Raw genomic sequence first — 12,393 nt, 5'->3', positions numbered from 1 at the left:
GTTTGAGAAGAATAACGATACATGGCTTTCAGTATCGGCACATGCAATCAAAAGGAGATCATATGAATCCATCCGTCAACACGTTCAGCTGGGAAAAGATCCGGAGTTTTATTAAACGCTTGCAGGTTCTGTCTGTCTGTTTGCTGGTTCTTACTTTCTGTTTTTCCTGCGGGCCGTCTGCCGAAAAGAAAGCGGCGGATGACCACAGACTCAGCGAGATTGGAAATCGGATCAATGATGATTTCTCAAAGATTCGGGTGGAAGTTTCGAAGCTGGCGGAATTTACGGTCTCCCTGTACATACCGAAGACCATGGTACAACATGCGTCGAGGGTTGACCCGGCTGGATATAAACTCCATGACAACGGGGTTTTTTACAAGCCGGTAGACGACGGAAAGAGTGCTGTTTTTGTGTCGGGGGTCGTGCCCGTCAGTAAAGAGATCAGAAAAATTGTCTATGGCACGGAACCCCTGGAAAGCCGGTTGATGGAGGTTGTGAAAAAATACCCGGAAGTCGTTCAGTCCTATTACAACGATAAAAATTCATACAACCGCATTTATCCCTACTTCGACGTGATCACCCAGTATGAGCCTAAAATGGATATCCCCAAGTACAATTTTTATTATCTTGCCGACGGGGAGCATAACCCGGAAAAGAGCGCTGTGTGGGTCAAGGAACCCTACGTGGACCCGGCGGGAAGGGGGTGGATGGTTTCCGCCATTGCACCCGTTTATGTGGACGGGGAACTTGAAGGCGTCCCGGGACTGGATGTCACCATCAATACCATCACGGATCGGTACATTGACAGGGAGACCGGGAATTTGGTTTTACTGGACGCTTCGGCTACCGTCGTGTCCATCCAGGATCATTTGACGATGCTGCTGTCCCTGCCTCCCCTGGAAAATCACAAATACTTGGAAACTATCCGTTCGGATACCTACAGGACAGATGATTACAATCTTTTGAAAAGTAGATCCCGGCAGGTTCGGAAGATGGCACAACGCATCTTTCAAGAAAATCAGACTGAGGTGACGTTTCAAAACGCGGGCAAAACGCTTCGTGTTACGTCGGTGAATATCCCCGAGCTGGACTGGAAGTTGTTGCAGATTATCTACTGATTAAACTTGGATGCAGCTTTGAAAAAAGAATACCTGATCATTCCCCTTGTGTTTGTGCTTATTTCGGCTGTCGTCGCCGGTTACAATGTCTATGTCATTGTTGATGTGCAAAAAAAGCACATCTTCGAACTGTTGTCGCACCAGGTGGATATCAGCAGCCGAAATCTTCAGGGATTTGCCGACGAATTCGAAGAAGACGTTCAGTATGCCCTTGCCACCATTCCATTTCATAAATTGTTGACCCGGGAGAGAACGGATTATGATCTTATCAACCCGGTGCGGCGGTTCTATTCGAAATATCAGAATATCCTATCCTCCATTCAGGTGTTCAACGCATCGGATTTCCGTGAATTGTACAACAGCGAAGATAATTATTTTTTTATCTCCGAAATCCGTAAAAACGATTCGCCCCGGGTTGCGGTAGATGGAACCGTTTACGACCTTGAGAAGGACACGCTTCATTTTTTTAGCGATATTCGAAAGGACGGAAAAAAAGTCGGGACCATCGAAATTCGGATGGATTTTCCCCGGATTATTTATAATGAATTGATCAAAAGCAATATCAGCCGGGAGTTTTGGCCCTGGTGCGTAGACATGGACGCAAAAATCATCACTTTTCTGGTTGATCAGCGGGCTGTCGTTGAATCAAAACGGCAGGTGGATGGGATAAAAAGCATCGTTGATGATATTGCGGCCAACTACCTTGGCGAACAGATACATACGATTTCTTTAGGCGGGGAGAAGATGCGGGTGTTGTCCGCCTACTATCCCATCAGCATATTCGGAGAACAAGTGGGGGTTGTTCTTTCCGTCTGTGAAGATGAATGGCTTGCCGGTGTGAAGATGAAAATGGCGGCCATTATCGGGAGCTTTTTGCTGATCATCGTTCTGGTGATTGTTGTATTCCTTTTCATTTTGTGGCAACGGATTGCCGCCGAATTGAAACTGAAAAAAAGCGAAGCAAAGATAACGAAAATATTTCAGAACATACAGGCGGGCGTGCTTATCATCGACAGAAAACGGCGTACCATCGAATTCGCCAATGAGCTTGCCGCCGGCATGGCGGGAACAGTGGCTTCCGATTTGATCGGAAAGTCCTGTCATCCACAGTTCTGTCCCAATGAAACGGGGGCGTGTCCCATCATGGACAATGGAGAGGAAATTCACAGATCCGAGAGCGTTATTCTGACGGTTTACGGTGAACAGCGCAATATCCTGAAAACCGTAATTCCGCTGGAATATGAGGGCCGGGAAAGCCTTCTGGAAACCTTTGTCGATATTACGGATTTAAAAAAACAGACGGCGCTGGCCCATGATCTGGCCGAAAAAGCAGCCGCAGCCAACCGTGCAAAAAGTCAGTTTCTGGCCAATATGAGCCATGAGTTCAGGACCCCCATGAACCACATAATCGGTATGTCTTATCTGGCACTGGATACCCAACTGACTTCCGAGCAACAAAGCTACCTAAGAACTATTATTGAGGCCTCCGAGGCGTTGATGGTCATCCTCAATTCAGTATTGGATTATGCCAGAATTGATACCGGTAAAATGCAGGTAAAAAAGGCGGCGTTTCAATTCAGTGAGATCATGTCCCAGGTGAAAGACCATATTTTATCTGAATTTTTGGGGCAAAAAAAACTTAAGGTCCTGTTCTATTTTGATTCGAAAATTCCTGAATCACTTTTGGGGGATGGCCCCAAGCTAAAACAGGTCCTGTTTCATCTTGCTGAAAATGCCGTAAAATTTACGGAAAGCGGAGATGTCGTCATCAAGGTCTTACTGGAAAAACAGACCCATAGAAAGGTGAGGCTTTATTTTTCGGTAAAGGACACAGGTATCGGCATATGTGCCGACCAGTTGGATTTCCTGTTTGACGCATTTACCCAGGCGGACACCTCCACTACGCGAAAATACGGGGGGACGGGCCTGGGGCTTGCCATCAGTCAGCGACTTATCGAACTCATGGCGGGTACGTTGGCAGTGCAAAGCACCCCCGGAACAGGGAGCGAGTTTTCCTTTTCCGTGGAATTTGAAGTGGAACGTGTTGCCGTAAAAAACGAAGCGCCGGCCGTTTTGGCGGAGGATGGCTGTAAAATGGATCAGCGAGCTTGCAACATAATAGGCGAAAAGGCGGGAGGTTTTCCCATTGATGTCGACACCGTGCTGCCCCTGTTGACAGCCTTCGAGGCATATCTGAAGGAGAGCGATCTGGAAGCGATAGGGAAATTGGATGAAATCAAAGCCGCTTTGAAAAGCACTTCGGTTGTGGAGGTGTTGGACGAGGTGGAAAAACAGTTGCAAAGATACGATTTTGAAGGGGCACTTTCGGCCCATTATGAGATTTTGTCGGCAATAGAAAGGTACTCACATGGAAGATCAAGACAGAAAACGGACAATTTTGATCGTTGAAGACAGCCCGGAGAATATAGATGTGCTGGTGGGTATTTTACAGAAAAACTACCGGCTCAAGATTGCCACCAGCGGTGAAAAGGCCCTGCGTATCGTAGCCCAGGGAGCATCTCCGAACCTTATCCTTCTGGATATTCAGATGCCCGGCATAGATGGCTATGAAGTCTGCCGCCTCTTGAAGAAAGATCCGGTCACACGGCAAATCCCGGTCATTTTTGTTACCGCGTTTTCCAGCGTCAAGGAGGAGGAAAAAGGGTTTGCTCTCGGTTGCGTGGATTACATCATTAAACCGGTTAGTCCGCCCATTGTTTTGCAGCGGGTAAAAACCCACATGGCCCTTTACGATCAAAATCGAAAACTGGAAGATAAAGTAGCCAAAAGGACACAGCAACTGGAAAATGCCTTTTCAAGAATCAAGGAGAGTTCTCTTGAGACAATTCATATTCTCTCAAAGGCGGCTGAATACAGGGACGAAGACACGGGGTCCCATATCTATCGCATAAGTAATTACTCCGCGGCCATTGCGCGCAAAATAGGGTTATCCGAAAAAATTGTGGAATCCATCCTTTATGCCGCCCCCATGCATGATGTAGGGAAAATTGGTATTCCCGACAGTATCCTTCTAAAACCAGGAGGGTTGACAGTCGATGAATTCACGACCATGAAACAACACACCTTGATTGGTGCAAAAATTTTGGAAAATTCAAAAACGGGATTTATCAGGCTCGGCGAGGCCATTGCCCTGACGCATCATGAATGGTGGAATGGGACTGGGTATCCAAGGGGGCTTAAAGAGAGGGAAATACCACTGGAGGGAAGAATCATCGCTGTGGCGGATGTTTTTGACGCACTGACCACGAAACGTCCGTATAAAGAACCATTTCCCCTGGATGTTTCTTTCCGGATCATTGCAGAAAATCGGGGAACTCAGTTTGATCCGGAAGTCGTGGATGCATTCTTTTTTATTAAAAGCGAAATACTCAAAATCCGTAAAAAATACGCGGATGATTAGGCTCGGGATCAGAAGAAAACCATCCAAATATGTTTTTAGTTGATCTTTTTCTCATCGCATCTGCTGGATACACGGTTTCTGCCTGTGCGTTTTGATTCATATAATGCAACGTCAGCCCGCTTCAGGGCATCGCAGTATGCATGGTCATTCTTATGAAAAGCACTGACACCAAGACTGACCGTGACTTGGGGAACAGGCGTAAAGGAATGGGCCTCAACTTTTGATCTTAAACTTTCAGCAACCTTGACACCATTTTCCAGGGATGTCCCCGGACAGATCACGATAAATTCTTCTCCACCCCACCGGCCGAATACATCTACACGTCGTAACTTTTTGCTTACCAGAGAGCACAATTGGGTTAGCACCGCATCACCACAATCGTGCCCGAACGTATCATTGACATCCTTGAACTTATCAATATCGAGCATAAGCACGCAAACCTTTTCACCGTACCGTTTGGTAAGATTCAAAAAGTGTAACGCGTACCCCGCAGTTTCATGACGAAATAATGTAACGGGCAGATATCCCGCCGCTATATCCCGCCAATCAAATAAAAAATCATACCCCGCCTATCCCGCCGATAGACCTCGCCGCTGCTTCTTTCAAAATTTGGTACATATAATCTCCCTGATTCAAATTTTGGAGAAGAAATAATGGCAAAGAATTCACGTGGAAGACGACCTTGCTCTATTTGCCGGAAATGGTTCACCCCTGATGTAAGACAAAAAGGGCGGCAGAAAACATGTCGTTCGGCTTGCCAAAAAGAGCTTCATCGAAGGCAATGTGAAAAGTGGAACAGGAAAAACAAAGCTGTTTGCAAAAACAATTATCTGGCAAAAAAACTTGAAGAAGCTGAGGAGCAACAAACATCTGGGAACCTTCCTTCGCTTTCATATCAAAAACAGACAAAACCTGTTTTGCCAATGGAAGTCATTATAGCAGAATACGGGATCAAGCCGGCAATTATCATTCAATATCTGGTTACCCAGGTTATCAGCCATAACAATGAAAAAATACAGGGATTCCCATAAAAGACCCTCTGGCATAAACGACTAATCGAGTATAGATTTTAAGATACATGATTGGAATAACTCATTGTAATATAAAGGGATATTAACAGACTAATCGAGTTTTGATTCTAAGAGACATCATGAGGATAACCAACTGATAATACAAGTAGATATCAACAGAATAATCTCTATCTCAGTTTAAGAGGCAACTGACAGGCGACTCTAACCGGTGATATAAAAAAGCACCTGAAATTTTAAAAATAAGGAGGTGTCTTGTGAAAAACAGATTTTCATCCCGGCAATTATTTGAACTGAGAAACAATATCCCTGTAGATGTGTTGATCAGGGACCATTTACAGATTCTATCCAAGATTAGAGATGGTTATTTTCGTTTTCTATGCCCTTTGTGCAATGAATTTCAAACCGCTGTAAATCCAGCCACGAACCTGGCCAGGTGCTTCAGATGCGAAAAAAATTTTAATACCATTGACCTTGTCATGAAAATCAAGGGCTATGGATTTAGGGATAGTGTCTTGTTTTTGAAACAAATAAATACTGTACCCCAGGTTCAGGCCGCAAAATTGACGGCCCTTGCCGCTATGGTCGGCAGGCCTATGCCGGGAGGGCAGTGAGTATGGAACGGCTGCTTGAGCTTGAAACCCTGATTGGTCGAAATCAAGAATGTTTTTACAAAATCGGCCAAGCCTTGAAAGAAATTCGTGAGAATCGTTTGTACAAGCAGGCTCTGTTTGAGTCATTTGAGGCATATACCAGGGCACGGTGGGATATGGGCAAAGCCCATGCTTACCGGCTGATTCGAGCCTATGAAGTAATTTACAACCTGTCTCCAATTGGAGACAAACTGCCGGCCAACGAATCCCAGATCCGCCCCCTTACTCAAATGGATTCCATAGAACAACGCCGTATCTGGAGGGCGATTATAAACAGTGGCATGGAACTGACCGCACGAAATATCAAAAAATTTATTGAGGACCAGAAAACGGCTCCGGTAAGTAAACCGGATCTGACAGATCGAATTACCCATGAATACATGGCTGTTGTAAAGGCAATGCTTGAACAGGTCCGTGTGGCTCAGCATGATCATTGGCAGAAGACCTCCCGCCAGGCAGCATTGTTGTGGCATCGGGTCATATACGAAAAGATTGTATCAAAGGGGGCAGATAATGGATGACCTGACTATTGATGACCGCTTTCATTTACTGCTGCACAAAAAAATCATGAATAAAACCGGATCTACCAAGAGACGGTCCAAAAAATATTACAAGGACCAGTACAAGAAAACCGGAATTATCCCGGCGCCCCTTTTACTGGTTGAAAAAGGAATTATGGAAGGCCGTAAGTGCAGCGGACGGCCCAGAGCAATAGATGAGCAAACCAAAAGACGGTTTATTGAGATGGTCAAGGCGTCATGCGACCCCTCATCCCAGGGATTCATTTTTATCACCCGGAAAGCCAGAACCATTAAAAATTATCATCACTGGCTTGAACAAGAGCTGGGCAGAACCATCAGTCTTCCGGCACTTCGGCGATGTGTCAAAAGGGAAAATCTCAAATTTTACCTGGAAAAAGAGGATAAGCAGGATCAGGTCCCGGTAATGCATGCCTTCAAGTCGGTGCCGGTATTTGCTTTGATCCAGGTTGACGGCTGTAAATTTCAATATTTAAGGATCAGAGATGAACACGGTAACTGGCAAAAACCACAGGTAATTGAAATATTTGATACCGCTTCCAGGAAAATGTTTATTCTGGACTTTTATTTTACCGAAAGCAGCCTGAACTCTGTGGATCTTTTTACCCGTTTTTTGTTGAGTACCCCTTTGCCTTTGCAAAAAATTGGTATCAGACCTGACCAGGCAAAAGGATTTTTAAATCTAAAACGCCCCATCAATGCCATTAACCTGAAGCATTCTACACCGCAAGGCTTCTATTTGGCACCGGATTTTTCAAAGGCGTATTCACCCAAAGATAAGGCACATCTAGAATCTTCACACCGGAGCCTGCACAATTTTGAAATACGTATTATCAAAGCCTTTGAGGACAGGATTGTGAAAACCGTTACCGAATATGACTTCAAGCGGGGAAGAAAGGAAAAAATTACTGTAACCCTTCTTGATATAAGCCTTCAGGAACTAAGGAGCAGCACTATGCTCAGCGAATATCGTAACGAACATAATCATACACAACATTATTTTACCGAAGACGGGGTGGTCAGTGCCTGGGTGCCGGCACAGAAATTTGATGATTTTTTATCAAACCAGGCAGATACCCTGAATTTTACCCCGGACCAGGTTCAGGAATATATGAAATACGGCTACAGGAAAATCAAAGCCACCGTATCCAAAACCAGGACCATCCGCCATGACAAGCGCGATTATTATGTGACCCGTGGTGCAGATAAGTTCAGCAAACATAAAAGCACACCGGTGAAAATATCCAAATACAAGGACAAGCTTTTTATTTTTGAGCAGGGTGAAGACGGTATACTGTTGGGCGAAGCCATTGCAAAAAAGCCGTTTGACAGACCGCCGGCACCAGAACCTTCGCCTGTGCCGCCTGATGAACTTGACACCATTATCGCTCTTTTAGAAAAGCACAATATGGCCGTTGACCGGCCTGTTTTAGTCGACGTTTTTCATAAGGGCCTCACCCTGGCCCGGGCGGAACAAGTGCTTGATCATAATCAATCAAGGTACGCGGATTACACAAAAAAGATAAACCAGCCGGATGACCGTAAAAATCAGGCCCTGTTCAATGCATTTATGCTTGATTGCCAAAAATCGTTAAATACGAACCATGTAGCCATTTATGCATCCCATGGAGACATAACATGAAAGAGGATTTTATCAGTGATAAACGAAGGGTCTCATACTTGGCTGCCACTTATAACCGGATCTACAGAGGCCAAAGCGTGCTCATGGAGGGTGATTTTGGTGCAGGAAAAACTCGGTTTTTAAAATTGCTGCATCCCAAAAAGCTCCATGCTGTATGGGTTGAGTCTCTGTTCAACATACATGAAACCCTGGCCGCGATACTTAAGGAATTAAATTATGAGGCCACCGCCACCTACCGCCGAACTCCCCAGTACCTGAAAATGATCTGTAATCTCTCCAATTGTTTTATCATTATAGATGAGGCCAATGACTTGGACACCCGGGTTTGGCCATATCTTAAACGGATTATTGATGCCGGGGTTCCCATCGTATTTGCAGGACTTCCGAATGTGAGAACTTATTTGAGCCGGAACCATCCTGATATACTCAGCCGGTTGAAAACCCTGATTTTGTATCCCATAGAGGTCGAGGACTTCATTGAAAAATACAAAGATATCCAGCAGGAAGCCGTTGAACAGATTTATATGTCCGTTAAGGGCGATATGCGCAAATTTAAAGAAATCTGTACAGACTGCCGGGACAGGGCAAAGGAGTTAAACCACCAATTTGTTGATATTAATCTTGCCCTGGAATTTATATCAGATCTCCCTCCTCAATAATCCTTACCACAACTTATCTGCATTAACAGGCCATCCTTGGTATAATCCGAGGTTGGCCTGCCTGTATTTTATCCTCATATGTTTTGACGCCGATTTCTGTTTGATTCATTTTTGAAAAACGCCAAACCACAGATCATTATTGAATTTTTCTTACGCCGTTACATTATTTTGTAACTCTGCTTTTATTGGTGTTTCGCTACAACAAGTTTAAATCAAAAACAAATTTGACATTTTTGTTAGAATCTTAAATCCATAATACCGTTACATTATTTGAATCTCATCAACCGTTTGAACCGCTCGAATTCATTGAACAGGATTTGTTCCGTTTTGAATCTGTTGTACTGCCCGGTCAGGGTGTCCGTAACGGAAAGAATCTTGAGTTTATCCGATTTTTGCTGTAATTCTATTGGGTAAACCTCCACCTCCGGTGGAGGACTCGAAAAGTTTGACAGTTCCGGGAGTTGAAAATAAACAACCTTCCTTAAGTTAGCCGCTCAAAGCTATTAAAGGAAGGTTGTATGAAAGATTATAAAAGTTTAAAGCATTCAAAGTGGTATTGCAAGTATCATGTGGTTTGGATTCCAAAATATCGGAAGAAAGTTATTTACGGGCAATTACGTCGGGAACTGGGGTCAATACTACATGGTTTGGCAAAACAAAAAGAATGCGAGATCGAAGAAGGACATTTGATGACAGACCATGTTCATATGCTGATCTCCATTCCACCCAAATTTGCCGTGGCTCAGGTAGTTGGGTTCATCAAGGGGAAAAGTGCTATTCAGATAGCACGTCAGTTTTGTGGTAAAAAAAGGAACTATAATGGTGAAAAATTTTGGGCCAGAGGTTATTTTGCATCAACAGTAGGAATCGACGAACAAATTGTTCGAGCATATATCCGGCATCAAGAAAAAGAGGATCAACGTTGCGAACAGATGAACTTGTTTGATTAAACCGCGCCTTTAGGCGCTTTTAAAAGACCGCTTTGAGCGGTTAACAATCAAGCCCCCAGTTTCACTGGGGGTCATGACTTTTGGTTTAATTTATTGATCCGATTGTTCCAGTACAGCATCAATAATATCAGACATACGGCCCCAATAACTATTTTTGCATAAAAAAAGTAAGTAAGCGACGGCGCAGCAATGTTTTCTATGACGGCGGCAATATAGCCAACCTTATCGTTTGCAATGTTTCTTATTGGTAGAAAATGGATTAAACTGAATGTGTTATTGTTTCGAATCACTTCGTTAAATTCCGTCAGAGTGTCCATTTTTTGGCGTACATCTATGGGGTTGGAAGAAAAACATTCGCAAAGCTTAGTGTGCCTTTTAATTAAGGGACGATAGTTCTTTTCAACGATAAAATTATCATTGATATTGCACACCCGGTAATTTTTGATTTCATCTTTATTAAACAGTTTTTTTTGAACAATATCTTTTTTAAGGAACATGACCAGGTAAGTACCCGTATACGTAGCCATTTCACGTTTAATTGCGTCAAAATCAAATCCCATTTCCACGGTGCCCAGGTGTTGACCATTAAAAAAAACAGGGTACACATACCTGAATCCTGTCCAAAATCGACCTTCTTCAAATCCGGATACGAATTTTTGTGTTTCATTCACCATCTGGAGGCTTTTTCTAAACGGCAGCATGGGGTCCCCAAACATCTGCGGTTTATGGAATCGAATTAAATTCGTTCCATCCACCAGATGAAATTGAAGACGCCTGAGTCCCCGTTCCTGAATATTTTCATATACAGGCATAAACGTATCCAGCATTTTCTCCCTTATTTTGAATTTCTCATCAGGGGAAGCCCTGTTATAGTCATTAAGCATTTTGCCGATGACCTCTTCATATTGGCGATAAAGTATGTCTGCCAAAAGCCCCGTTTTTTTTAAGGCAAATTGATAACTTAAATTCTGATTATAACGGATTTGGGGGACTGAGTCGGGGAGCGATGAAATAGGCTGAAAAAATTCATTTCCTGAGTTATGGTTGAAGTGCGAACAGCAACTATAACAACTAAGGAAAATTATGACTCCTGCCTCTAACATCGCTCCCCGACTGAATCGAACTATTTGTATGCACGTTTGTCAAGCACAATATTACAGCATCATTAAACATGCCATCCAATTTCGGATAATATTAGACATGGTAATCAAGGAGCATCCTAATATTTTTCCGCCTGAAATCGCCTGCGGATACACAATGAAGGAGATCAGAGTCTCAAAAAAACTGAAATTAAAAATCAGAAGGATAGTCATAGCTGGTGTCAGTTACACAATAAGGCCGTCTTTTGCCATGCCGTATATGACTGGATTTGTGAAAGATGTTGAAAAACCGTTATTTTTGCGTAAGTTTGCTGTTCCATTTTGGGCTCTGAGCCACTGTTTCGGGAAAAATCCCATGTATTGGTATCGTCTTGAAGCAACTATTGGCCGGTACAGCCTCGTAGGAACCACTATCAAGTCCCCAGAGAAATTACCCCAGCACCTTTCTGCTGATGAAAAACATACCCGCCTTTTGGGAGAAAAGACCTATATTGCCACGACGGTCGGAAATAACTGTATTTTAGGAGCCAGTGTTTCGGAAACAGCATCCGGTAAAGATCTTCAAAAAGCATACGGTGTTTTTAAAGAGGAGGCTGAATGCATTAATCCGGAATATCAGCCGGATACTGTCAATACCGACGGATGGCGGTCAACGCAGAAGGCCTGGAAAAAGCTGTTTCCCAAGATAGCCGTGCTATCCTGCTTTTTGCACATTTTTATTGGCATACGTGATCGCTCACGCAAAAAATACAAGGAGCATTTCCTGGATGCGGCTACCAGATTATGGGATTGCTTCAGGGCAGAGTCCAAAAGATCATTCTCACAAAGAGTTCGGAGGCTTTCCGAATGGTGTCGAAATACGGAGAATGAAGTTCCAGACGTCATTTCAGTTAAAATCAAGAAGCTTAGGGATAATCTTCCACAGTTTTCCCAAGCCTATGATTTTCCTGGCGCACATAGAACGAGCAACATGGTTGACCGGCTGATGCAACGGATGGATCGTCATTTATTCAGTACCAAATATTTTCACGGCACTATGAAATCTGCCAATCTCAGCATACGTGCCTGGGCGCTTATCCAAAATTTTGCCCCGCTCAATCCATGGACGGTAAAGCACAAAGGCCATGTGAGTTCTTTTGAAAGAATTAACGGATTTCAGTACCACGAAAACTGGCTTCAGAACCTTTTGATTTCGGGTTCATTGGGAGGCTTACGGACGGGTCCCCCAAATCCGTTATAATCAGCTTAAATTGATTCTGTTAGAATGATCATCAATAAAATAG

12 protein-coding genes are annotated in these 12,393 nt (G+C 43.8%); 10 read left to right on the top strand and 2 right to left on the bottom strand.

The window, feature by feature from the left end; genetic code table 11:
* Positions 1–62: 62 nt before the first annotated feature.
* Genes EYB58_RS01795 through EYB58_RS01785 form a run of 3 tightly spaced genes read left to right on the top strand, consistent with a single transcriptional unit; the run spans position 63 to position 4,539 of the window.
* Positions 63–1,118: a PDC sensor domain-containing protein gene (locus tag EYB58_RS01795; protein WP_111959375.1), complete on the top strand. Its 1,056-nt coding sequence runs from the start codon at positions 63–65 to the stop codon at positions 1,116–1,118.
* Between the two features lie 18 nt (positions 1,119–1,136).
* The gene (locus tag EYB58_RS01790; RefSeq protein ID WP_131071985.1) at positions 1,137–3,527 is read left to right on the top strand and encodes a PAS domain-containing protein; all 2,391 of its coding nucleotides are present in this window, start codon (positions 1,137–1,139) and stop codon (positions 3,525–3,527) included.
* The gene (locus EYB58_RS01785; protein ID WP_111959372.1) at positions 3,487–4,539 is read left to right on the top strand and encodes a response regulator; all 1,053 of its coding nucleotides are present in this window, start codon (positions 3,487–3,489) and stop codon (positions 4,537–4,539) included. Before EYB58_RS01790 ends, EYB58_RS01785 begins: the two co-directional genes overlap by 41 nt.
* 35 nt (positions 4,540–4,574) lie before the next feature.
* On the opposite strand, the gene EYB58_RS01780 is transcribed toward EYB58_RS01785, so the two are convergent.
* The gene (locus tag EYB58_RS01780; protein ID WP_131071984.1) at positions 4,575–5,009 is read right to left on the bottom strand and encodes a GGDEF domain-containing protein; all 435 of its coding nucleotides are present in this window, start codon (positions 5,007–5,009) and stop codon (positions 4,575–4,577) included.
* Between the two features lie 183 nt (positions 5,010–5,192).
* Between EYB58_RS01780 and EYB58_RS01775 the strand changes: the two genes are divergently transcribed.
* The 6 genes from EYB58_RS01775 to tnpA all read left to right on the top strand — a co-directional run bounded on the left by EYB58_RS01775 (position 5,193) and on the right by tnpA (position 10,010).
* Positions 5,193–5,570, top strand: coding sequence for a hypothetical protein (locus tag EYB58_RS01775; protein WP_111953187.1), 378 nt, complete (start codon positions 5,193–5,195; stop codon positions 5,568–5,570).
* Positions 5,571–5,824: 254 nt separating this feature from the next.
* Entirely contained in the window at positions 5,825–6,181 is a 357-nt protein-coding gene (locus EYB58_RS01770; protein WP_111953189.1) for a CHC2 zinc finger domain-containing protein, read from the top strand.
* Positions 6,182–6,183: 2 nt separating this feature from the next.
* A complete protein-coding gene (locus tag EYB58_RS01765) occupies positions 6,184–6,741 on the top strand; it encodes a DNA methylase (RefSeq protein WP_111953191.1) in 558 nt (185 codons plus the stop codon).
* On the top strand, positions 6,734–8,401 hold the full coding sequence (locus EYB58_RS01760) for an integrase (RefSeq protein ID WP_111953193.1): 1,668 nt from the start codon (positions 6,734–6,736) through the stop codon (positions 8,399–8,401). Before EYB58_RS01765 ends, EYB58_RS01760 begins: the two co-directional genes overlap by 8 nt.
* Positions 8,398–9,060: an AAA family ATPase gene (locus EYB58_RS01755; RefSeq protein WP_131071983.1), complete on the top strand. Its 663-nt coding sequence runs from the start codon at positions 8,398–8,400 to the stop codon at positions 9,058–9,060. The genes EYB58_RS01760 and EYB58_RS01755 overlap by 4 nt, the downstream gene beginning before the upstream one ends.
* 518 nt (positions 9,061–9,578) lie before the next feature.
* Positions 9,579–10,010, top strand: coding sequence for an IS200/IS605 family transposase (gene tnpA / locus EYB58_RS01750; protein WP_131071982.1), 432 nt, complete (start codon positions 9,579–9,581; stop codon positions 10,008–10,010).
* Positions 10,011–10,081: 71 nt separating this feature from the next.
* Here tnpA and EYB58_RS01745 read toward each other — a convergent pair whose 3' ends face one another.
* Positions 10,082–10,939: a cache domain-containing protein gene (locus EYB58_RS01745; RefSeq protein WP_146617248.1), complete on the bottom strand. Its 858-nt coding sequence runs from the start codon at positions 10,937–10,939 to the stop codon at positions 10,082–10,084.
* Positions 10,940–11,210: 271 nt separating this feature from the next.
* Here EYB58_RS01745 and EYB58_RS23740 point away from each other — a divergent pair, with 271 nt between their 5' ends.
* Positions 11,211–12,350, top strand: a complete 1,140-nt coding sequence (locus EYB58_RS23740) for a transposase (RefSeq protein WP_242637443.1) — start codon at positions 11,211–11,213, stop codon at positions 12,348–12,350.
* The last annotated feature ends 43 nt before the right edge of the window (positions 12,351–12,393 follow it).

The organism is Desulfobacter hydrogenophilus, from assembly GCF_004319545.1.
Taxonomy (GTDB): Bacteria; Desulfobacterota; Desulfobacteria; order Desulfobacterales; family Desulfobacteraceae; genus Desulfobacter; species Desulfobacter hydrogenophilus.
The sequence above is the reverse complement of the archived record's forward strand: the minus strand, read 5'-3'. Positions and strand labels throughout refer to the sequence as shown.

What these genes read in the sequence shown, in the direction of transcription:
- EYB58_RS01795 (WP_111959375.1), top strand. Translation starts at nt 63, where the DNA reads ATGAATCCATCCGTCAACACGTTCAGCTGGGAAAAGATCCGGAGTTTT.
- EYB58_RS01785 (WP_111959372.1), top strand. Translation starts at nt 3,487, where the DNA reads ATGGAAGATCAAGACAGAAAACGGACAATTTTGATCGTTGAAGACAGC.
- EYB58_RS01775 (WP_111953187.1), top strand. Translation starts at nt 5,193, where the DNA reads ATGGCAAAGAATTCACGTGGAAGACGACCTTGCTCTATTTGCCGGAAA.
- EYB58_RS01765 (WP_111953191.1), top strand. Translation starts at nt 6,184, where the DNA reads ATGGAACGGCTGCTTGAGCTTGAAACCCTGATTGGTCGAAATCAAGAA.
- EYB58_RS01760 (WP_111953193.1), top strand. Translation starts at nt 6,734, where the DNA reads ATGGATGACCTGACTATTGATGACCGCTTTCATTTACTGCTGCACAAA.
- EYB58_RS01755 (WP_131071983.1), top strand. Translation starts at nt 8,398, where the DNA reads ATGAAAGAGGATTTTATCAGTGATAAACGAAGGGTCTCATACTTGGCT.
- tnpA (WP_131071982.1), top strand. Translation starts at nt 9,579, where the DNA reads ATGAAAGATTATAAAAGTTTAAAGCATTCAAAGTGGTATTGCAAGTAT.
- EYB58_RS23740 (WP_242637443.1), top strand. Translation starts at nt 11,211, where the DNA reads ATGGTAATCAAGGAGCATCCTAATATTTTTCCGCCTGAAATCGCCTGC.